We start from the raw sequence: 22,210 nt of genomic DNA on the forward strand, positions 1-22,210 counted from the left end.
CGATTTAAAGTGTCCGCCGCGTTCGCGCGCTTAAGGCGCAACGGCGACTGAGTGTCGGGCGGCCTCGTCGATGACATCGGCCACGGCTCCCGGCTGGGTGAAGTAGACGGCATGACTAGCAGGGATGGTGGTCACCTTCGCGCCGATGCGCTTGGCCATGTCCTGGAGCATCTTCTGGTCAAAGGCTTTGTCCTGCGTAGCGATCACCGCCCAGCTCGGCTTGGTGCGCCACGCAGCGTTCTGCAGTTTGACGTTGAAGCTCGCCATGTTGATCGGCACCTGCGATGCCTTGAGAAAATCAGCATCGGCTGGCGTTGCGTCAGCCGCAAAACCGGCGGCGAACTGGTCGGGTTTCACGAAACCAAAACCGTCTGCTCCAGCTTCGATGACGAATTCGGGGGGCGTGACATAGCCTTCATATTGCTGAGCTGTGGTCTCTCCTGCATCGGGAGACAGGGCCGAGACATAGACCAGGCCCCGCACTTTGGCATGCACCCCCGCCTCGGTAATGATCGTGCCCCCCCAACTGTGACCCACAAGGATGACGGGGCCGTCTTGCCTGTCGAGCACTCGCCGGGTGGCAGCGAGGTCGTCTGCAAGCGAGGTGAGCGGGTTCTGGACGATCGTCACGCGATACCCGCGTGCGATGAGATCCTCATAGACTTTGCGCCATCCCGACCCGTCGGCGAAGGCGCCGTGAACCAGAACAACATTCTTGACGAGCGGCTCGTGTGCCGTGGGGTCGCTCGTTTGAGCTTGAGGGGCCAGCGACATGGCGGCGAAAGCTGCAGCCGAAAGGATGAGGGCTCCGACCAATCTGCGCATCATGAACACTCCTTATTTAGTACGATAATATTTATCGCAATAACTATATGACTTACGCACACTGCCTTGTCCAGAATAAATTATCGCGATATATGTTTTCGCGAGCGACTTACGAAAGGGTGCGAGAATGCCGGATGCCGACGTGGCCCCAGTGCCTCTGGAGGATCAGCTTTGCTTTGCGATCTACTCGGCCGGAATCGCGATCCAGCGAGCCTACAGGCCATTGCTGGACGCGCTTGGCCTGACCTATCCGCAATATCTCGTGCTCAACGTTCTGTGGCGGGAAGATGAGCAGACGGTCGGCGGCGTCGCGCAGCAGCTTGCCCTCGAGTCCAGCACCCTCACGCCGCTTTTGAAGCGCCTTGAGGGGGCGGGGCTGATCCGCCGCACGCGCAACCCGACGAATGAGAGGCAGGTCATCCTTTCCCTGACGAAGGAGGGAAAGGCTCTCCGCTTCCGCGCCGGATGCCTCGGTGACGCTCTGCTCCAGGTGTCAGGGGAAACCCCTGCCGCTCTTGCCAAACTTAACCGTGAGATCGCCCAGCTGCGCGATTCCATCTATGATCATATCGGCGGCTGGACGTCGCCCGAAGCGCGCTAGCGCCACCATGGCGTCCTGAGTTGCGCATTGTCGGCGGCGCCCTTCACACGGTGGGGACGGTGCCGCCATCGATGACATATTCGGTCCCCGTGATGGTGCTGGCGCGATCAGACGCCAGGAAGGCGATCAGGCTGGCGACTTCGTCCGGCCTTGAAGGTCTACCGATCGGGATTCCGCCAAGCGAATCCATGATCATCTTCTTGCCGTGTTCGACGTCGCCGCCATGCTCCGCGGCCAGCCTTGTGGCCAGTTTGATGGAGGCTTCGGTCTCGATCCAGCCGGGCGAGACACGCACCACCCGCACGCCTTTGGGAGAAACCTCTTTCGAGAGGCTTTTGCTGTATGTGGACAATGCGGCTTTTGCTGCAGCATAGGCGGTCGTCGCGTCGGGCAGGGGCAACTCGCGTTGGATGGAGGTCACATGGATGACCATCCCCTCCCCTCGGGTCACCATGTCCGGAACCAGGGCTCGATCGAGCCGGACTGCAGGCATGAGATTAAGATCGAGCTCGGTGGCCCAGACCTCGTCAGACAGTGCCGCAAACCCGCCGGCCGGCGCAGACGAGCCGCCCAGCATGTGCACGATGATATCCACTCCGCCCATGCGGTCTCGAACCGCCGCCGCGAGGGCCCCACAGCCCTCGGCAGTAGTGAGATCGGCGGCAATGAACTGCGAGTCGGGAAAATTGAGTGGCTGGGTTCGGGCGGTCGTCAGGACCCGTGCCCCCAGGTCCTGGAAGAGGCTGACGGTAGCGGCGCCCGCGCCTCGGGTACCTGAGGTAATCAGCGCCCTCTTTCCGTGTAACGTGACAAAGGGTGTCATGCGGTTTCTCTTCATTCGCAACGTGCCGCGCGGCCCGACGGTCGGCAGCATGTGTTCGGGTCAGGGGATGATTGTGAGCTCGGCGATCTTTTCGCCCTCCAGGGCGAAGACATAGCGCAAGTCGATCGGGCTGCCGGGGAAGTCCCCCACAAGATGGCTGGTGACGACCACGTGTCGGCCCTCGGAGGTGATGGAGAAAGGCTCGACCGTGTAACTGTACTGGGTTGAGGTCGCAGCCTTCCAGCTTCGGATGGCTTCCCGACCCGAATAGGTCGTTCCGTCATCCTTCACCACGGCTGCATCGATGAAGCACTGCGAGACGCTTTCCGCATCTCTTGAACCGTCCGCTTCAAAATAAGCGGCGACGGCCTTGGGGAGCTTGATAGCCAATGTCTTCTCCTTGCGATGTCATCGACAGCATCGTTCCGCGCTGTCTACTCGCTCCAATTTAGAGAATGACTTTACCGTTGATAATCGGGATAAAGCGGGATGTAACGTCGCGAAAATCAGGACAATGGCCCATCAGAGTCTCACTGAACTTGATTCCGTGATCGCCATCGCGCGGAGAGGGTCGTTCCGGGCGGCGGCGATCGACCTTGGCATCTCGACGACGGCGCTGAGCAACGCCATTGGCAAGCTTGAGCGCCAGCTCGGCGTGCGTCTGTTCAACAGAACGACCCGCAGCGTCTCGCTGACGGATGCAGGGCGGCATTTCGTCGGCAAGGTCGGTCCGGCTTTGCAGGACATTCACGAAGCGATGGAGGCTGCCCGATCGCAGCAGGCGACCCCATCGGGCGTGCTCCGCATCAATGGGTTCGCCACTGCGGCGCGCGAAATTCTCTCTCCGCTCATCCTCGAGTTCCTGCGGCGGTATCCGCAGGTCCATGTTGATCTTGTCACCGAGGGCCGGCTCGTCGATATCGTGGCCGACGGCTTCGATCTTGGCATTCGCACCGCTGACCTCGTCCCCAGCGACATGATCGCTGTCCATCTGGGACGCCGGCGACGCTACGCCGTCGTTGCATCACCGTCTTATTTTCAGAAACACCCTCATCCGCGTGTCCCACCAGACCTCTCGGCCCATGCCTGCATGCGCGTCAGGCTCCCGAACGGCGCCTTGTTTCGCTGGCAGTTCGAAAAGGAGGGACAATCCGTCCAGATCGATGTCGAAGGTCCGATCACGCTTGATGAGGCCAGCCTTGCCCGCATCGCTGTCCTGGAAGGCGTCGGCATCGGCTTCTTCATGGAATCTGACATTCGCGAAGACATTGCCGGAGGACGCCTTGTTCGCGTTCTGGAAGATTGGACACCTCCACTCGCGCCCTTGTCCCTTTATTATCCGAGCCGAAGAAATCCGTCTGCTGCGCTGAAAGCCTTCATCAGCCTCGCGCGTGACTTTGCCACGTCCAGAGTCGCGGCGCAGCCTGGCTGAGAGCGCTGCGGGCGGCGACGCGTTCCTCAGCGGCAGATCCACAATGATCTTCGACCTGGCAAAGCGCCATATGGCCGAACCCACCGACCTTAGTCGCATTCCTCCCGCTGGCCGGGCTGAACCTGACAGCACCGGTCAGATCCTGACCGGCCCCGAGCCGCCGACATTAGAAGCCGACCTGCAGCCCCGCCTGTATGGACTGGCCCACGTAAGAGCCATCGCCCACCATCGCCGTGTAGTTTGCGAAGGCGACGCCCCAGTCGGCGATGGCACCATCGAGACCGAAATCGAGCACGACGGCGTCTCGGCCGGCTTTCGGCGTATCGATCGTGAAGGAGCCATCACCGACCGAGCGGAATTGGGCCGTCACTGAGCCATTGGTATCAAGATATTCGTGCTGCCAATCCACGCCGAACACGGCCCGCATCTGGATTTCCCCGAGAGTGAAATCCCTGAAGCTGCGCACGCCGAAACGGCTCCTCAGCGAGTCCGCGGTCTGGTCCTTCACTGAAAGGTCGAGGCCCGGCGCGCCCTTCTCCTTGAAGGAGTTCAAATCAAATCGGACATATTGAAGGCCTGCGGCGGGACCGACCGTCCAGCCGGCGACCTGGAAGTCATAGCCTCCCTGCAGGCTTGCCGATTGCTGCGCGCCTTGCGGGTCACTCTTGGCAACATCATTGTCGGCATCGAAGCCGATATGGCGCGATTGGCTGAAATCATTGAATCCGTAGCTCGCCACAGCGCTGGCATACCAGCCATGATCGGCAAAAGCCGCGTAGAGCCCGGGTTCGTAGACATCCATCTCGGCTTGGCTATTGGCCTCATCCAAGTCCGAACGCGCGTGGCTGTAGCGAAGGAAGGCGCCGATCAATGCATTGGGCGAGACGCGAGTATCACCACCGATCGTCACGCTGCTGGTCGTGGTATCGGTGGCATCCCAGCGCCGCGCCCCATCATTGTGGCCGAAGATCACATTGCCCTGGACATAGACGCTGACATCCTTGCGAAGCGACGGCATGGCACCGGCGGAGGGGCCGCTTGGCTCGTCAAGCGGGATTGACGGGTCGAACAGGGCGAGCCGTCTGGTATCGACCTGGCCACCCGGACTGAAGCCGGCCCCATCGATGCGGCCATGGAGATAATTGGCAATCTGCCGGGACTGGAAGGAGGAATTGTTGAAGACGCTGTCGCGCACGAAACTCGTGAAGGCGCCGGAGTGAAAACGCGAGAAGCTCTGTTCAAGCGACTTGGCATTGGGGCTCAAGGCATTTAGTTCGCCGACAATCTGGGCGAACTCATCCGACATGCTGCCTTTGTCATGCGCATCGATATAGGCGGCGACGATGCGCTCGGGTTTGGAGTAATCCGCCGTCGCCAGCTCCGCAAAGGAGCCTTGGCTCAGCACGAAACCGTCTCCCTGAAAATCCGCAAGGACGGTCGGATAGGACGTATAGACAGTATCGAAGGCGCCGGTGACATCGCCATTGAAGATCAGCGGATCGATGGAGCGGTTTGCGGGCACGATCGGCCCGATGATGTTCAGCTTGATGTCGCCGTCGAGAGTGGCGGCCCCGCCCACCGTGAAGAGATCGTGGCCTTCCCCGCCATCGAAGACGTTGAGAACCAGGGTGGCGTCGTCGCTTTGGGTATAGTCACCCATAATGGTGATGCCGGTCGCCGGAGGGGCTGCGGCGAGAAGGCTCGTGTCGCCGGGTTCACTGGCCAGGAGGGCTGTCGAACTGTCGGGCTCCGGCAACTGGATCGAGGCCAGCACGCTGTTGTTGGTGACGTCGCCGGTGCCCAAGGCGGTGAGGCTCGCAACGCCGAGCGTGCCCTCTTCGATAAGTGTACCACCGCCATAGACATTCTCGCCGGCCAGCACCAGCATGCCTTCGCCGATCTTTCGGAGGCTGAGATCCCCGAGGCCGGAGCCGATATCGCCAGTGAAGAGTGTCGTGGTCCCCGTCGCTCCGACACTGAGCGAGGCCGTTTCGCCTTCGACCGTGTTGGTGACCAGCCCGGCGCCGGACAATCCGCCGATGCTGCTGTCATAACCGTTCAGATCGAGCACGCCCCCTTCGCTGATCACGAAATCGGAGGCCGAGGAGAGCCCGGTCGTTGACCCGGCCCTGAGCACGCCTTCGGCGATATAGGTGTTCCCGGAATAGTCGCTGCTGCCCGCCAGGGTCGCGACGCCGGCGCCGCGTTTGTAGAATGCTCCTGCACCGGTGATGGCGCCCGCCAAGGTCAGTTCCGGATCGTCCTCGGCGATCGAGACCGCCAGGGACTGGATCAGGGCGATGTCGTTCGCGATCGTGATCGGCATGTCGCCGGTCGTGGAGAAATACGCATAGGTCGAGTTGACCGTGACCGGTCCCGTGCTGAGCGCTCGATCATTGCCGAGGACGATCGCGGTGGGACCGCCGGTCATGGTGGTGCCGCCCGTATAGGCGTTTGCACCCGTGAGGATGGCGATGCCGCTATCGAAGGTGACCGCGCCTATTGTGTCATCGATTGTCCCGCCGAACTCGGAGCGTGTGCCCGTGCCGTTGCCGATCGTCAGCGACTGCGAGCCTCCGGACTGGCTCGTGACCAATCCATCCCCGGAAAGGCTGGCGAAGGCGAGTTCGAACGCATTGACATCGAGCGTCGCACCCTCGTCCACGATCATGGCCCCGGTACCAAAAGCTTGAGCCCCACCGGCGACCAGGGTGCCACCGGCCACATGGGTGGGCCCCATATAGGTGTTATCCCAGGTCAGAATGACCGTGCCGGGACCATCCGCAGTGATCCCCCCCGTTCCGCTGATGAGATTGCTGAGCTCGATTTGCGAATTGCTGTCGGCGGTCGTCAAGGTCAGTTGCGCCAACAGATCGAATTCATTGCCGAGCGTGATCTGCGTCTCGGACGTCGTCTCGATGGTGGCCGTGGGGTTGACCACGGTGACGGTGCCGGTCCCGAACGGTTGGTCGTTGTTGACGATGACGACACCGCCGGCCAGAGCCGTATCGCTGGTATAGGTGTTTTCAGTGAGGATGGAGAAGGTCGAGCCGGTATCCACCTGGTAGAGGACGGGAACATCGACCGTCAGCGGCGTCGTCAGCGCCGTCGGCCCACCCTGATAGGAGGGAGAGATCCCGACGGTGCCGCCAACATTGAAGAACCAGTCCGGGACCTCGTTGGGATCGATGCCGTTGGTGTAATACGTCCCGTAATTGAAGAAGTAGGTACCGTCCAGGGCGACCACATCTCCCGCGACGGAACCATAATTATAGATGGCACCGACGCCGTTGGTGAGGTTGATGGCATTGCCCGAGAGCGATGTGACCCACGCGCCCTCTGCGACCTCGATGATATTCTGCTCGCTGTCGCTGAGCACGCCGCCATCGATCCAGATCCCGTAGCCGCCGCTGGATCCGCCGCCCACGATCCCGTTGACGGTGACCTGAATCGGCTGGTTCACTCCATTGCTCTGAGCGATGATGCCGGTGGAGTCCTCGCCGGTTGTGAAGATCGTGCCCGCCTGCGTGATGGTGACGGTCGCATCCTGTCCCAGGGTTTCATTCATGGCCAGCAGCTGGCTCGACCCATTCTGGATCAGTCCGCCGCCAGACCCCATGGACTGTGCCAGGATGCCATGGGCAAGGGCACCGGTCGTCAGGATGTCGGCGTCGACATTGATCGAAACGATGCCTCCGTCGCCACCCGCGAGATCGACGACGAGATTGAAATCATAAGCCGTGCCGATGGTGAAATCATCCGTCCCGGACAAATATCCTGCGACACCTCCGCCATATCCGATCGATTGCGCCAGGATACCGATGGCCCCCACGCCATGAGTTTCGATGCTGCTTCCTTCATCGAGAGTAATCGTGACATCACCGCCCTCGCCGCCGCCGGGATAAGCACTGTTTTCCTGAACGCTGATCGTCGCGGTGGAAGCGCTTTGCGCAAAGACCAGGCCGCCGCCGCCGCCGATCGATTGCGCGAGGACGCCATAGGCATTGTCGCCTTCGGTGCGGATGTCGAGAACGGAATTTTCAATGGTGACGGCGCCCCCGACCCCGTTGCTGGGTTTCTGCAGATAGCCGAGTTGAAGCGACAGTGTTTCAGTTGGGGCGGGATCTTCGTCAGTCAATGTCCGGCCCTGGCCGCCGATGCCCCCACCCCCACCGATCGACTGCAGCACAACGGCATGTGCCCCATCGCCATATGTCTTGATCACCGCATCGCCCTGGAGAGTGACGTTGCCGCCATTGTCGTAGCCAAAGCCGCCGACCGTCATGGCACGGCAGTTCGCGTCCGATGATCCAGCGCAAGGATCGCTCACAGAGGCGGAATCGTCCATCGCCAACCCACCGCCGTCTGCGATGCTTTGGGCGAGGATCCCGTAGGAGGAGTAGCCGGAATGCGTCACTGTCCCGTCCGATCCGATGACGGGGGCGCCGGTGACGATGGTGCTGGGGGCTCCGCTGCTGCCGAGATTGACCGCAACATCTCCGCCGGCGCCCAAAGCATCGACCGTGGAGCCGACGAACATGCTGATTTCTGCATCGACGCTGTCCGTCGCATAGGCATAGGCGATGCCACCGCCGCTCCCGATCGATTGGGCGATGATGCCACTCGACCAGTCTCCTTCGGTAACGATCTCGCCATAGTGGTTGACTTCGACATTCGCGCCGAAGTTTGGGGGCGGATCGACAGGAATTCCACCCGTTCCGAACACGACTGCGCTGCCGCCGCCGAGGTTGAAGTCATGGGTCGCAGTGCCGGCCTGGCCGCCGCCGATCGTCTCGAATCCGTCGAAGCCCGAGCTTGCGACGCCACCGCCCCCGCCCACCGACTGCGCAACGATTGCAGCAGCACCTCGGCCGGTGGTCATGATACCGGCACCAATGTCATTCGTTACGGTGACGGTCGGAATTGTCAGTCCTGGCTCGCCAGCTTCGGCGAGAATCCCGTCAGTTATGTTTGCGCCAAGACTTATGGCGACGTTGCTGTCGACACTGCCGTCGCTGCCGAAACCGCCACCGCCACCGATCCCCCGGCCAATCACGGCATGGGCGCCGAAGCCATGGGTGACGACGACGCCCTGATTCTCTACCATGACGAGGCGGCCATAGCCCGATTGCCCACCATCCGAAGCAATCGAAATTGTCGCTTGTGGGGGCACCCCAGTGGCTTCCGACACGAGAGCGGATCTGGTGTCCCCGGTGGCTGTACCGCCCAATCCACCGCCGCCACCGATGGATTGAGCGAGGATGCCGTAACTCTGGGCCCCCGCAGTCTCGATTCCTGCTGTCCAGTGATCTCCATCGATGCTGCCGGAGGTGTTCAAAACCCCCACTTCACCGCCATTGCCGCCGGCACCCCCTGAGCCTCCAATGGTCAAAGTGGCGGTATAGAATGGCGTGCCGGTCGCGATATTCTGGATGCCGCCGGCGACGTCGTTGACGGAGACCGTAGCAGAAGCATAGGCATCAGATGTTCCACCCGATCCGCCCCCGCCACCAATGGATTGCGCCAGGATACCGATCGATGCGCCGCCTTCGGTTCGAATGATGCCATCGTTCTGAACAGCGACATCGTTGCCCTCACCGCCTATAGCTCCGCTCCCACCAACTGCGACATTGAGGTCCACCGTATCGCCTGTGCCGCTGGCGGTGCCGCCTCCGGCATTGCCGCCGCCACCGCCGATCGACTGGGCAACGATTGCCGATGACGTCGAGCCAAAGGTCGTGATGAGGCTATCGGAAGAGTTTGTGACCTTGACGATTCCGCCGTCGCCTCCGGACGCGCCCGATCCCCCGACGGAGATCGTCGGGGCAAAGGACTTGCCCGTGCTGTAATGAACGGGCGGCGTCGATCCACCGGCATTCCCGATCCCGCCATTGCCGCCGCCTCCCCCGATGGATTGCGCGAGGATGCCGGCCGCGTTCTGTCCGAAGGTCGCGATGGTGCCGCGGCCACCGCTCGAGGTGCCATTGTCGACGGTGACGGTCCCGCCCGAAGCGCCCGCGCCTCCGGCGCCGCCATTGCCAATGGTGAGCTGAAAATCGACGCCGGCGCTCTGGATCGCTGTGGACGCGGCTGTCGCATCACCGCCATTGCCGCCGCCACCGCCGATCGACTGGACCAGGATTCCCGTCGAGGCATCGCCATACGTCGTCACCGAGCCGGTATTCGTCGCCTCCGCCGTGCCGCCGTCATTCCCGCTGCCGCCGAGCCCGCCGAGTGCGGTGGTGAACGACATGGTGGGCAGCGTGACACCCGCTTGCTTGGCACCGGGAAGCGGGAGCACCAGGGATTTCGCCGAGGCAGATCCACCGCTCCCGCCGCCGCCACCGATGGATTGCACGACGATCCCGGGGGAATCCGCGCCGTTCGGGTTGGGCCCGGGAAGAACTGTGTTGATGCTGCCGTCCGGCATCAGCAGGCCGGTCACCACATCGCTGGAGGCATTTTCCGCAACGGCGTAATGGATGCCGCCGCTGGAAAGAGTAGCCGAATAGCTCTGCCCGCCGCTCGTCGTGCCCGTCAGCACCGTGCCTGAAATGGTGGCGTTCTCGATGACGGTGCCATCCGATAAGGTGACGGTGGCGAAACTCCCTGACAGCTGACCCTCGGCCAGGCTGCCGGTGCTGAAATTCGCCTGTGTTATCGTGGTGCCGTCCGAGAGAGAGCCGTAAAGGACGCCGGTATTCTCCTGGAAAGTCGACGTCTGCAGGCTTCCCGGAGCGAGGCCCGTGTCGATCGTCCCGGCATTGGTCGCCGAGGCAGCACCCCCGGCACCGCCCGCGCCCCCCTGGCCGCCCAAAGCGGTAGAGACATCGAAGAGGATTCCGGCCGAATAGGACGTGGCACTGCCACCCATGCCGCCCCCGCCGCCGATCGACTGGACGACCAGACCGCCGGATTGGTTTCCCTGGGTCGTCACAGCGCTGCCGGCACCGTTGCTGGCCGAGCTTGCGCCTCCATTGCCGCCCGCTCCGCCTGCGCCGCCGATGGCGTCGCTGATGAAGGCGCCAGCCGTATTGGCGTAACCGCCACTGCCGCCCCCGCCCCCGATGCTCTGGACAAGGGCGCCTGAGGAGTAATTGCCGAGCGTTCCGAAACTGCCAGGACCGGTCGACGACAGCGTGACGCTGCTGCCATCTCCCCCCGCGCCGCCGGCGCCGCCCGTCGCCACGAAACCACCGGCTTCATTGGCGCCGTTGCCGCCGCCTCCGCCAATCGACTGGGCCAGGATCGCATGGGCGTTGTCGTCCATGGTGAGGACTTCGGAGCCGTCTGCCAGCGTGACGGTCACGGTGCCACCGGCACCGCCCCCGCCACCGGTGTCGCCCAGATTGGTCAGGCTCTCGGACCCGCCCGCGCTGCCCCCGCTGCCGCCGATCGACTGGGCGATGATCCCGAGGGCGGCGATGCCTCCGCCTTCGCCGTCGCCCGTGGTGATCTTGCCCGAATTGGTGACAGTGACGACACCGCCATTGGTGGCCGGATCGCTGCTGCCGGTGTCGCCGCCGACCGAGGTTCCCGCAGTCCACACCCCGTTTGAAGCGACCGCCTGTGCATCATTGTCGATGATGCCGCCGCCGCCGGCGCTGACCGCGAGAACTCCGCTGGCACTGGCGCCGAGGGTCCTAATGGTGCCGCGATTGTCCACCGTCACAGAGCCGCCCGTCGCGCCGCCTGTGCTTCCCGAATTTCCCAGGACATTGGTGCCCTGATCGACCGAGCCGATGATCGGCACGCCCCCGGTGCTGATCGCCGCGATGCCGATGGCGAGTTCGCCATTCGTCTCGATGCTGCCGCCATTGACCACCGTCACGGCGCCGCCCACCCCCGTCCCCGACGTGTCGGCATAATTCCGCTCAGCCACGAGCGGCGTCCCCGAACTCAGGGCGAGGATCCCGAAAGAGAAGGGCGTCGAAGCGCCATCCGCACCGCTTCCGGTGCTGATGATGGCGCCCTCGGCAATGCTGACCCTGACCGTGCCTCCCTCCGGTTGAGCCGTCGAGCCCGCCGGGTACCAGGTTCCCGCATGGCTGAGCGCCAGAATGCCGACGCCGCCATCGATCATGTCGATGGTGCCTGTCCGCGCGACCCTCACGGTGACATCCCCGCCATCGCCCGGCATGCCGCCGCCGGGATTGGCAGGCGAAACATTCGATGTGTCGCCATTGCCGCCGATCGCGGCAGCGTAGATGCCGAAACCCTGGGGGGCATCGACGGTGATCTCGCCGCCATGCAACACGCGCACCGGTCCGGAATCGCCACCTGTCCCGACGTAATTCACCTGGTTGTCGCTGATCTCACCATAGAACTGGCCGGGGGTCGAACCTTGCGATAGGGCGTAAATTCCGACGGCATTGCTCCCGGCCCCGGTTTGCGTGACAGCGATGGAACTCTGCGGAGCGGTTCCGACGGTGATCGAGCCGCCATCGCCGCCATCGCCGTAGAAGGGCACCGGATTCTGGTCGAGACCGCCGCTGTTATAGTAGCCGGAGCTGCCGGCGCCACCTTGGGAGACGGCCGAGAGGCCGATCAGTGTGGGGTCGAGGGCATCGACGTCCGTCCCGGTCCCCGTTCCGTTCACATCGATCGAGCCTCCGGCCAGAGTCACCGCGATGTCGCCGCCCGTCGTTCCATCGAAGGGCGCATTGTTGAGAGTGCTGGCCGGTGAGGAAAACTCGACGCTGGGATAACCGTCGGCACCGTGCGAGACCACGAACAGGCCACCGGCCCCGCCTTCCGCGCCCGCCACGTCCGTTGCCGTGATCGCTGCCGTGCTGACGAGACCGATGGAGCCCGCATCCAGACCCTCGGCGCAAAAGCAGGGATCGGTCGAGGTCTCGCCTTTCGTCTCGATGTAGACGACCGCCCCGGGCTCGGTCCCCGCAGCGATGCCGTCGAGGCTCAATGTGCCGCTCACGCTGCTGAGATCGATATCCCACCCCTGGTCGACCTGCAGGATCACGGGCGTGACGCCCCCATCCGCTTCGCTGACGGTCGCATTGACCGTCTGCGTCGACGGGCTGCTCGCCGTTGTCACCCCCTGCGAGGTTACGATTTGCGCATCGACGAGCGAGGTCGTCGAGAGCAGAGCGACGGCAACCGTCAGTAAACAGCCCCTCGCCCCGCGCAGCCTTGGCGGAGGCAAGATTTGAGAGGCTTCTGGCACACACACGCCAGCGCCCTTGAGGAACTCGCCCTGAACCAATCCTGCCCCCCGGCCCGTGCCTCATGGATGGTCGAGACATGCGAATCCGAGTTCTAATTCTACGGCTGGTGGTGGGTTCCTGAAATACAGCTGGATTTCAGTAGACGCGGCTTGGACGATTTTTCCCTGCGGCGTTGCCGGCGCGCCACTCGTCTATTGTTTGTTCAGTCGGCTGATTTTACGACCCCGATCCCTTCGATCTCGATTTCGATGCCTTCAAAACCCAGCCTTGCAAGGGGAATAAGCGTAAGCGTTGGCATTGCCTCCGGAAAAAACGGACGCACAATGTCCAGAATTGTTCTCTCGTCCGTGGGATCGCCATTCGTGGCGTAAAGAATTGTCAGTTTCGCCAAGCAGTTGCAGTCGGTCCTGCCGAAGCCGCCGAGGATTGTCTCGATGGTCTCCATCACCCGCCGGGTTTGGGCCGCCAAATCTCCCGGGTGAACAGCTTCGCCTTTGACGGAAGCCGATACCTGACCGCCGAGGACGATCAGATCATCCAGCTTGATGCCCTGCTGAAAGGACACAGGAATAGGCCAATCCCAGACTCCGTCTGGCCAACTGGTGTCGCGATGCTTTGGCGAGCCATCGTCGTTGGCGATGGCAATGGCCTCCTGTCGCAACAGAAGACCCCTTGGGTAGGGACCGGGCACCGGAACGCCGGTGGCGCCCGGGCCAGGTTTGTCGAAAGCATCCGACCTTACCCGCGCCGCCATGCTCCAGTCTGAGGTCGTGCCGTGGCCGACATAGTAGGTATTGAGTTTCACCACCGATTGCAGGCCCACGCCTACGTCCTGCATCGATGCCTTGATGTTGTCCATTGTAGCGCGTGCTTGCCCAACCATGTCGTCGACCTGGATGACCTGGCCCTGACCGTCGACGGACATCTTGGCGCCGACGAACACAATGTCGTCGCACCTTATCGCGGAGCTGAATCCATGCACCGGATCGTAGCTCACGACCCTGCGCATCCGGGATCGTTGTGAATCCGGGAGCAGACCGATCAGCTCAATCTGAACGAGGCTGCCATGGGGCAGATGATGAAGGGGGATGGCAGTGACCACCGGGAGCGGCGCCTCGGAGGTGAACAGCATTCTGATCTCTTTAAGGAGAGCATCCTCTTCCTCCATCAGAGACTGGTGGTAAAAGACCCCAATCTTGACGACGTCGTTCAGCGTCAGCCCAGCACTCTGCAGAATGGACCTGAGCCTGCCGAAGATGGCTGCGGCTTGCTCCCGGAGGGTAGCGCCGCTGGCTGCTGGAGCATACTGAGCACCAACGAAGACCAGATCCTGCGCGAAGCTAATTTCTTTGAATGGCCGGCTAGCACTCAACATGCCTGTTTTCCTCGTTTAGATTTCCTTCAGCCGACACTTGCGTGGCGCGATCGAGAACGGACATATGAACAACAACCATCGTATCTATTCGATGAGCGTGGCGAGCGTCTATCCACATTACGTGGCCAAGGCGGTGAGGAAGGGGCGCAACAAGGCTGAGGTCGATGAGATCATTCGCTGGTTGACGGGCCACAGCCAGGAGACGCTGGAGAAGGAGCTGGCGAACAAGACGAGTTTTGAGGATTTCTTCGCGCAGGCGCCCCAGATGAACCCCTCCCGATTGCTGATAACCGGCGTGATCTGTGGCGTGCGTGTGCAGGATATCGAGGAAAGCACGATGCGGGAAATCCGCTATCTCGACAAGCTTGTGGATGAACTCGCCAAGGGAAAAGCCATGGAGAAAATCTTGCGCCGGTAGCTGCGTCAATTTCCGCTGTCGCCGAAGCAACCGTTGCGGAACCGTTTTCGGCTCAATGTGCCGCCACGGCCTCTTGGCCCCCCGTCTTGTCCGCGGATCGTCAGTTCAATTCTTGCTTCTTGATATCAGTTGCTTCGCGATGATGATGCGCTGCATTTCGTTCGTGCCCTCACCGATGACGAGCAGCGGCGCATCTCTGTAAAGACGCTCGGCGTTGTACTCCTTGGAATATCCATAGGCGCCATGGATGCGCATGGACTCGTTGCTGTTCTCCATGGCGGCCTCCGTGGCGAAGTATTTTGCCATGCCGGCTTCCATGTCGCATCTCTCGCCGCGATCATAGGCCTCGGCAGCCCTGTAGGTCAGGAGCCGCGCCGCCTCGGTGCGGGTTGCCATTTCCCCGAGCTTCAGTTGAATCGCCTGATGCTCACAGATGGGCTTTCCGAATGTCTTGCGGACTTGCGAATAGGCCACGGCATCCTGAAGCGCGGCATCCGATACGCCCACTCCGCGCGCGGCGACGTTGATGCGTCCAAGCTCAAGACCTCCGAGGATCTGTTGCAACCCCTGGCCTTCCTTGCCGCCGATCAGCCGGTCTGCTGGAACCCGATAGTCCTCGAAAACCAACTCACAGGTATCGATGCCCCGGTAGCCGAGCTTGCGTGCTTTGCCGGCAACGGTGAAGCCGGGCCCTTTCTCGGCGATGAGGAGGCTCATCCCCTTGTGGCGCGGCTGGGCAGTAGGATCGGTTTTGACCAGGAGCGCGATGGTGTTGCCGTGCAGGCTGTTGGTGATCCAGCTCTTGGCGCCGTTGACCACATAGGTATCTCCGTCGAGCCGAGCGACCGTCCGGATCGCCTGCAGGTCGGTCCCACAATCGGGCTCGGTCAATCCTATCCCGCCTCGCAACTCGCCGGTGGCAAACCGGGGAAGGTAGGCTTGTCTCTGTTCCTCGGTGCCGTAACGCTGTACGGCCATGGCCATGATGAGATGAGAGTTGACGATCCCCGAGACTGACATCCACACCGACGCCATGCGCTCAACGATCTTGGCATAAGTCTTTGCCGACAGGCCAAGTCCACCATAATCCGACTGGATCGTGCATCCGAACAGACCGAGCGCCTTCATTTTTTCAACGATTTCGAAGGGGTATTCGTCGCGGTCCTCGAGTTCTCGAACATAAGGCCTGACATCCGCCTCGAGAAAGCGCTCCACGCTGTCAAGGATGAGGACCTCATCGTCTGTAGCCTGTGTTGTCATCATCGAGACCATGTCGAGAAACTCCGGGTAAACTTGGATCAGGCCAGTTCTTGGGGACGAGGGGTCAGGCCGGCGAGATAACGCTCATTGCCGCCTCCAAGCGCTTCACAGGCGGACTTTGGTGGACGCGTCCCATCGATCTTCAGTGGCGATGCCAGCACCTGGAGCGTTGGCTTCAACGGATGCCGAACGGATGTCACCATTCCCGCCTCTTCCATGAAGCGACTGGAGAAGGCCTCGCGGACGGAGTGGATTGGTGCCACGGGAATGACGCCCGTGAGGATCGAGAGCCATTCCTCGGTGCTACGAAGGCTCATCGCGGAGTCCAACTCGCCGGTAAGCTGATCCCGATTGTTCCTCCGGGCCTCCTGGGTGGAGAAGCGGCGGTCGGACACAAGATCATCACGGCCGATATGCTGCGCAAGCGCCACCCAAAACTTGTCCTTCATGCACATGACATAGATCCAGCCATCCTTGGTGCGGACCGATTGCACGGGAACGATCGAAGGATGGGCGCTTCGCGGATTGCGCTGGGGCTCGCTGCCGGAATTCAGATACCAGGTTGCCAGATAGCAATGCTGGTGGGTCGCTACATCGAAGAGATTCGTGTCCACGTCGCATCCTCGGCCGGTCGTCTTTGCAGACATGAGGCAGCCGAGCAAACCCACCATACCGGTGATCCCTGTCATGTAATCGATCATCGACAGGCCAATGCGACACGGCGGCCCGTCGGGCTCGCCCGTCATGCTCATCAGCCCGGCTTCAGCCTGTGCGAGATAGTCGTATCCAGGCCAGGCCTGCCGGCTGTTGTCGCGTCCATAGGCCGAGATGTGCAGGCAGACGATGGCCGGATTGATGTCTCGTAGGCTGGCAAAATCCACACCAAGCTTCTCAGGCAGATCGCCACGCAGGTTGTTGACCACCGCGTCGGCCGTGGCCACCAGCGCATGAAAGGATTTTTGATCCGCCGGATGAGTGAGATCGAGCGCGACGCTCTGCTTGCCCAGATTGAAGGATTGGAAATACTGGCTGTCCTTATCGCCCAGCAGATTGGGGCCGACGGAGCGGGAGGCATCGCCGCCGGTGGCAGGATTTTCGATCTTGATGATCTCGGCGCCGAGATCGGCCAGCAGCATGGTCCCATAGGGTGCGGCCCCGAAGCTCTCGAGTGTAAGTATGCGCGTGCCCTCAAGTGGCCTCATGTCGCCATCTCCATAACGTGCGCGCGTTGTTTTTTATTGTTCTGCATGGGTTAGCTCCGCTGCGGAAGAATGGCCGACAGGCTTGTCTTCACTTCCACGAACGTCAGTGAGCGCTCGGCGAAGGCCGCCTCGAGCACGGGCACGACATCCGCTTCCGCATTGATGGCGAAGGTGCGGCATCCGAAGGCCTCGGCCAGCAGCTTGAAATTTGGATTGTGAAGCTCGGTCGCCGTCTTGCGGCCCGGATAGGCGCGATCGAGGTTCAGACGGATGGCGCCGTAGCTGGCGTTATTGGCGAGGATGATCATCAGCGGCAGCTGTCGCTCCGCAGCCGTCGCCAGTTCCATGCCGCCCATCAGCAGGCCGCCGTCGCCGATCATGCAGAGGACTTGGCGCTCCGGATGCCGCAACCCTGCCGCAACCGCCCCGGGGATCCCCCATCCCATGGTTCCGGCGATCGGCGTGAGCAGGATCTGCGGCGGCGACCAGGAATAATGCCGATACATCATCCCCGCCGAGACACCCGCGTCCATGGAGACGATGGCATCGGGCAGGATATGCCGGCCGAGCGCGGCCACGACATTCCCGAAGACGACGCCGTCATCGGCTTTTCGCGGAACCCATGTGGTCACCTTAGCCAACTGATGCTTGAGCGCTGACGTCCAGTCGGCGCGCGCTGGCGGCTGCGGGGGCGCTGCCTCCACCAGTTCGCGCAGGAATGATACTGAGGAGCATTGCACGGCGATGTCAGCCGCCCAGTTGACCCCGAGAACGGCGGGATCCCTATGCACATGGATCAGTGGCTGGTCTGGCTTTGGCGAAGCCGGAAACGAATAGCCATGACTCGTCAGGTCGCCGAGTCTGGTTCCGACCGCGACGATAAGATCGGCGGTAACCATGTGCTCCATCTGCTCGGGCGTATTGAAGAAGCCGAGTTCCCCGGCAAACAGCGGATGAGCGTTCGGGAACAGGTCAAGCCGCCGGAAGCTGCACATCACCGGGATCGACCACGCAGCAGCAGCAGCGAGCAACGCCGCGCGACCACTTTGGTTTGCAAGTTCGCCACCGGCAATCATGAGCGGTCGCTTCGCTCCTGTCAGCAAAGTCTCGATTTCCGCCATCGCTGACGCATCGGGCCGGGACAATGCATGACGATGCGGCGGCGGGACTTCCAGGGCGACCGGTTGTGAGAGGACATCCTCCGGCAACGAGATGACCACCGGTCCTGGCGTCCCCGACGTCGCCATGTGGATGGCGCGGGACATGACATCGGTGACCCGGCTGGGCTCCGATAACTCCGCCGTCCACTTCGCAGTACCGGAAAAGAACTTGCTGTAATCGACCTCCTGAAACGCATCACGTCGCAGATGCGCCTTTTCGACCTGTCCCACCAGGAGGATGAACGGCACTGTATCCTGATGGGCCGCATGCACCCCGATCGCCGCATTGGCGGCACCAGGGCCACGGCTGACCATGCAGATCCCCGGGCGGCCGGTCAGCTTCGCATCGGCGACCGCCATCATTCCAGCGCCTCCTTCGTGGCGGCAAGTAACGACGTCGATGGAGTTGCTATCCTCAAGCGCATCCAGCAGCGCCAGGTAGCTCTCGCCCGAAACGCTGAACACGCGGTCGACGCCTGCGTCCTGCAACATCTGCACGATAATGGAAGCAACTGTGGTCATGGGGTCGGCGGCTCGGCTCAGGTCTTGATCACGAAGGGATCCTGGATGTCGCGGCTCAACTCGCACCAGACGCTCTTCGTCTGCAGGAACTGGTTGACCGCCTCTGCGCCATTCTGCCGTCCGAGGCCGCTGTCCTTGAACCCGCCGAAGGGGGAGTTGAAGGCCAATGCCCGATAGGTGTTGATCCACACCGTGCCGGCGCGAAGCCGGCGCGCCATCAGATGGCCCCGTCGGATGTCATTGGTCCACACCCCTGCGGCCAAGCCGAAAGGTGTGCTGTTGGCCATGGCAACGACATCGTCCTCGTCCTCGAAGGGCGCCACGCACAGGACAGGGCCGAAGACCTCATTCTGCATGATGAAGTCCAGGGAACCCGCCCCCTGCAGGATCGTTGGCGCGTAGAAATAGCCGTTCTCCAACCCTTCGAGACGCACGCGCTTGCCGCCGGCCAGGATCTCCGCGCCGTCGGCGACGGCCTGAGCCACCATCCGCTCGTCCTTCGCCAGTTGCGCTGAGGACGCCACCGGCCCCATCTGGCTCTCCGCCTTCAGAGGATCACCGAGCCGGATGCTGTTGGCGCGATCGACCAGCCGGCTCACCAGCCTGTCGTAGATTTTCTTTTGGAAGAATGCGCGGGAGCCGGCCACACAGGTCTGCCCGGCGGCCGCGAAAATGCCCGACAGCACGCCCGCCTCGACCTGGTCGATATCGGCATCGTCGAAAACGATATTGGGGCTCTTGCCGCCAAGCTCCAGGGTGCAGCCGATAAGCCGCTGCCCGGCTCTCGCCGCGATGGTCCGGCCTGCCGCATCGCTGCCGGTAAACGAGATCTTCGCGACCAGCGGATGATCCACCAGCGCCTCGCCCGCGATGCGGCCGCCGGTGACGACATTCACCACCCCGGGCGGAATTCCGGCCTCTTCGGCAAGGCGCGCCAGTTCGACGGCCGAGGCCGACGTCACTTCCGAGGGCTTGATGACGACCGTGTTGCCCGCCGCCAGCGCGGGGGCAATGGACATGATCGTCAGGAAGGTCGGAGAATTCCACGGCACGATGGCCGCCACGACGCCGAGTGGCTCAAGAACGGTGTAGTTGAGGATGCTCATGCGATCGAGGGGGATGACGCGCCCTTCGATCTTGTCGGCGAGGCCGCCGAAGTAAGTGAGCCAGTCCTGCGCGACCCGCGCCTGGGTGCGCATTTCGGCAAACAGCTTGCCGTTCTGCTCCGTCTCGATCGTGCCGATCTTGTCCGCACTGGCCGCGATCAATTCGCCCCACCGCATCATGAGACGGCCGCGTCGGGTCGGCGACAATGCGCTCCAAGGTCCCTCGAACGCCGAATGCGCGGCTCGCACAGCCGTATCGACATCGGCAGCGCTCGATTCGACGAAATCCCCCCAGATTGCGCCGGTGGTCGGATTGATGGATTGGAACACGCCCCCATCCCGACCCGGTTGATCCCGGCCATTGATGTAGTTGGCGTAGTGCCGCAAGGCGGTCGTGCCTGATGGTGCGCTCATGCGGTCTCCCGTGAATGACATCGCGGTTTTGCGGGGCTCAGGGTCGGCCATCCACTTGTACGTACAATATTCGAATTAGATTTATTTGCAATGGTCAGCTGCCTTGGTCACGCGCAATTTTGCTGCGCTTCAGAGTTTTTCGAACAAGTTTCATATCGCCGCCGGGCTGTGGGCCATCACTTTCCAAGAATGGCGTCGAGGCTGGTTTTGACTTCGATCAGGAATGGCGCATCTGCAGCGAGCCCCTCGCGGATGGTGTCGCTGATATCCTCGGCCCGATCCAACAGGCGGCCTTGCATGCCGAAGGCCGATGCAAGAGCGACGAAATCGGGATTTGTCAGCGCCGTTCCAACCTCGCGGCCGGGAAATTCTTTCTCCTGGTGCACGCGGATCGACCCATAGCTGGCATTGTTGGCAATGATGAAAAGGATGGGCAGCTTGCGTTCCACGGCCAGGATCATCTCATTGCCAGTCATCAGGAAACCGCCGTCGCCCACCATGCACACGACCTTCGCACGCGGCCGACGGAGCTGCGCGGCCAGCGCCGAGGGAACGCCGTAGCCCATCGCGCCTGCGAGAGGGCTGAGAAGGCGCTGCGGCGGCGTATAGCGCGCATAGCGATAGATGGGCACGGTGAAGGCCCCACCATCGACGCAGAGCACGAGGTCGTCCTTGGCTTGATCGAGGGTCTCGCGCACCACCTGGCCGAATTCGATGCCGTCCGAGGGCTGTCGGGACGGCCAGGCATTGTTCTCCTCAAACAGGCGCCGCAGCGATGTCGACCATGGGCCGAAATCCGGTGCAGCCTTGGCCCGGCCCGCTGTGAGCCGGTCAAGCAGGCTGGCCGGATCGCAGGCGAGCGACACGGTCGGCGCGAAATTCCACGCCACGACTTCCGTGTCTGGATAACAGTGAACAAGCGTCTGATCGGCGACGGGCATTCGTGGAAAGCTGTAGCCTTGAGTCGTGATGTCGCCCAGCCGGGTCCCCGCCGCGAGGATCACGTCGCTGGTCTCGAGAACCTTCAAAAGTGGCGCGGGATAGCCATGGCCCAGATGGCCCAGGAACAGGGGATGGTGATTTGGAAACAGGTCGTGGCGCCGCAGCGATACGGCCACGGGGATGCCCCATGCTTCCGCGAAGGCGAGCAGCGACGTCCGCCCCGAGTCCGTTTCCAATGCGCCGCCGGCGATCAGCAGCGGCCGCTGAGCAGACCGAAGCAACTGAACGACCTCGGCTGTCTGCTCCTCCGTCGGAGCGATCTTGCCTGTCGCGTGCACGGCGCGGCGCGGCAGGGAAATGCTCTGCTGCTGTACATCTTCCGGCAGGACGACCACCACCGGGCCGGGCGCGCCGGTGGTCGCGAGCCGCATCGCCTTCAGGAAGACTTCCGGGATCATCGCCGGGTCCATGATCTGGTAGACCCATTTGGCAATGGAGCCATACATGCTCTGGTAGTCGATCTCCTGGAAGGACCGCCGGCCGACATCGGCGCGCGCGACATGCCCCACGATTACCAGGAGGGGCACAGCGTCCTGCTGCGCCGTGTGAAGCGCAATTGCAGCATTGCTGGCGCCGGGTCCGCGGCTCACCATCAGCACCCCCGGACGTCCCGTCAGGCGGCCATCGGCACAAGCCATGAAACCTGCGCCGGATTCGTGGCGGCACGTCACCGGATCGATGCCGGGAAAGTCGTTGAGTGCATCCAGCAGCCACAGGAAGCTTTCCCCCGGAACCATGAAGATCCGGTCTATGCCATGGTCGGAAAGCAACGTCAGGATGGCGTGGGACGCCGTCATGGTGGTGCCCGTCGTCTCGGTCATCTGAGGCCTCGTCATAGGTGTGCTTCGACACGCTGGAGTTTAGAAGTGAACGCAGGGGCATCGG

The 22,210-nt window shown here is 62.4% G+C and carries 13 protein-coding genes; 3 read left to right on the forward strand and 10 right to left on the reverse strand.

The genetic code is table 11. From position 1 onward, the window contains the following. Nucleotides 1-30 precede the first annotated feature (30 nt). Nucleotides 31-828: an alpha/beta fold hydrolase gene (locus FKM97_RS15550; RefSeq protein ID WP_144293340.1), complete on the reverse strand. Its 798-nt coding sequence runs from the start codon at nt 826-828 to the stop codon at nt 31-33. Nucleotides 829-952: 124 nt separating this feature from the next. Between FKM97_RS15550 and FKM97_RS15555 the strand changes: the two genes are divergently transcribed. Then, complete coding sequence (locus FKM97_RS15555; RefSeq protein ID WP_144293341.1) at nt 953-1,426, forward strand: MarR family winged helix-turn-helix transcriptional regulator; 474 nt, start codon at nt 953-955, stop codon at nt 1,424-1,426. 43 nt (nt 1,427-1,469) lie between these two features. Here the strand turns inward: FKM97_RS15555 and FKM97_RS15560 are convergent, their stop codons facing one another. Together FKM97_RS15560 and FKM97_RS15565 are read right to left on the reverse strand one after the other, a co-directional pair. Next, complete coding sequence (locus FKM97_RS15560; RefSeq protein ID WP_144293342.1) at nt 1,470-2,249, reverse strand: SDR family oxidoreductase; 780 nt, start codon at nt 2,247-2,249, stop codon at nt 1,470-1,472. Nucleotides 2,250-2,309: 60 nt separating this feature from the next. Beyond that, on the reverse strand, nt 2,310-2,639 hold the full coding sequence (locus FKM97_RS15565) for a nuclear transport factor 2 family protein (RefSeq protein WP_144293343.1): 330 nt from the start codon (nt 2,637-2,639) through the stop codon (nt 2,310-2,312). 124 nt (nt 2,640-2,763) lie between these two features. Here FKM97_RS15565 and FKM97_RS15570 point away from each other — a divergent pair, with 124 nt between their 5' ends. After that, nucleotides 2,764-3,681, forward strand: a complete 918-nt coding sequence (locus FKM97_RS15570; protein WP_144293344.1) for a LysR family transcriptional regulator — start codon at nt 2,764-2,766, stop codon at nt 3,679-3,681. Between the two features lie 166 nt (nt 3,682-3,847). Here the strand turns inward: FKM97_RS15570 and FKM97_RS26955 are convergent, their stop codons facing one another. Then, entirely contained in the window at nt 3,848-12,844 is an 8,997-nt protein-coding gene (locus FKM97_RS26955) for an autotransporter-associated beta strand repeat-containing protein (RefSeq protein ID WP_144293345.1), read from the reverse strand. A 224-nt stretch (nt 12,845-13,068) separates the two neighbouring features. Next, the gene (locus FKM97_RS15580) at nt 13,069-14,241 is read right to left on the reverse strand and encodes a RidA family protein (RefSeq protein WP_144293346.1); all 1,173 of its coding nucleotides are present in this window, start codon (nt 14,239-14,241) and stop codon (nt 13,069-13,071) included. 64 nt (nt 14,242-14,305) lie between these two features. Here FKM97_RS15580 and FKM97_RS15585 point away from each other — a divergent pair, with 64 nt between their 5' ends. Continuing rightward, nucleotides 14,306-14,659, forward strand: a complete 354-nt coding sequence (locus FKM97_RS15585) for a DUF2200 domain-containing protein (protein WP_144293347.1) — start codon at nt 14,306-14,308, stop codon at nt 14,657-14,659. Between the two features lie 105 nt (nt 14,660-14,764). Here FKM97_RS15585 and FKM97_RS15590 read toward each other — a convergent pair whose 3' ends face one another. The 5 genes from FKM97_RS15590 to FKM97_RS15610 all read right to left on the reverse strand — a co-directional run bounded on the left by FKM97_RS15590 (nt 14,765) and on the right by FKM97_RS15610 (nt 22,146). Further along, the gene (locus FKM97_RS15590) at nt 14,765-15,931 is read right to left on the reverse strand and encodes an acyl-CoA dehydrogenase family protein (RefSeq protein WP_144293348.1); all 1,167 of its coding nucleotides are present in this window, start codon (nt 15,929-15,931) and stop codon (nt 14,765-14,767) included. 26 nt (nt 15,932-15,957) lie between these two features. Further along, nucleotides 15,958-17,121 carry a CaiB/BaiF CoA transferase family protein gene (locus FKM97_RS15595; protein WP_144293349.1) on the reverse strand — a complete coding sequence of 388 codons (1,164 nt, stop codon included), beginning with the start codon at nt 17,119-17,121 and terminating at the stop codon, nt 15,958-15,960. A gap of 50 nt (nt 17,122-17,171) precedes the next feature. Next, a complete protein-coding gene (locus FKM97_RS15600) occupies nt 17,172-18,803 on the reverse strand; it encodes a thiamine pyrophosphate-dependent enzyme (RefSeq protein ID WP_144293350.1) in 1,632 nt (543 codons plus the stop codon). 17 nt (nt 18,804-18,820) lie between these two features. Further along, a complete protein-coding gene (locus FKM97_RS15605) occupies nt 18,821-20,323 on the reverse strand; it encodes an aldehyde dehydrogenase (protein ID WP_144293351.1) in 1,503 nt (500 codons plus the stop codon). A 176-nt stretch (nt 20,324-20,499) separates the two neighbouring features. Then, entirely contained in the window at nt 20,500-22,146 is a 1,647-nt protein-coding gene (locus tag FKM97_RS15610) for a thiamine pyrophosphate-dependent enzyme (protein WP_144293352.1), read from the reverse strand. Nucleotides 22,147-22,210 lie beyond the last annotated feature (64 nt).

The sequence above is a fragment of the Rhodoligotrophos appendicifer genome, from assembly GCF_007474605.1.
Taxonomy (GTDB): domain Bacteria; phylum Pseudomonadota; class Alphaproteobacteria; order Rhizobiales; family Im1; genus Rhodoligotrophos; species Rhodoligotrophos appendicifer.

What these genes read in the sequence shown, in the direction of transcription:
- FKM97_RS15550 (WP_144293340.1), bottom strand. Translation starts at nt 828, where the DNA reads ATGATGCGCAGATTGGTCGGAGCCCTCATCCTTTCGGCTGCAGCTTTC.
- FKM97_RS15555 (WP_144293341.1), top strand. Translation starts at nt 953, where the DNA reads ATGCCGGATGCCGACGTGGCCCCAGTGCCTCTGGAGGATCAGCTTTGC.
- FKM97_RS15560 (WP_144293342.1), bottom strand. Translation starts at nt 2,249, where the DNA reads ATGACACCCTTTGTCACGTTACACGGAAAGAGGGCGCTGATTACCTCA.
- FKM97_RS15570 (WP_144293344.1), top strand. Translation starts at nt 2,764, where the DNA reads ATGGCCCATCAGAGTCTCACTGAACTTGATTCCGTGATCGCCATCGCG.
- FKM97_RS15580 (WP_144293346.1), bottom strand. Translation starts at nt 14,241, where the DNA reads ATGTTGAGTGCTAGCCGGCCATTCAAAGAAATTAGCTTCGCGCAGGAT.
- FKM97_RS15585 (WP_144293347.1), top strand. Translation starts at nt 14,306, where the DNA reads ATGAACAACAACCATCGTATCTATTCGATGAGCGTGGCGAGCGTCTAT.
- FKM97_RS15590 (WP_144293348.1), bottom strand. Translation starts at nt 15,931, where the DNA reads ATGGTCTCGATGATGACAACACAGGCTACAGACGATGAGGTCCTCATC.
- FKM97_RS15595 (WP_144293349.1), bottom strand. Translation starts at nt 17,121, where the DNA reads ATGAGGCCACTTGAGGGCACGCGCATACTTACACTCGAGAGCTTCGGG.
- FKM97_RS15600 (WP_144293350.1), bottom strand. Translation starts at nt 18,803, where the DNA reads ATGACCACAGTTGCTTCCATTATCGTGCAGATGTTGCAGGACGCAGGC.
- FKM97_RS15605 (WP_144293351.1), bottom strand. Translation starts at nt 20,323, where the DNA reads ATGAGCGCACCATCAGGCACGACCGCCTTGCGGCACTACGCCAACTAC.
- FKM97_RS15610 (WP_144293352.1), bottom strand. Translation starts at nt 22,146, where the DNA reads ATGACCGAGACGACGGGCACCACCATGACGGCGTCCCACGCCATCCTG.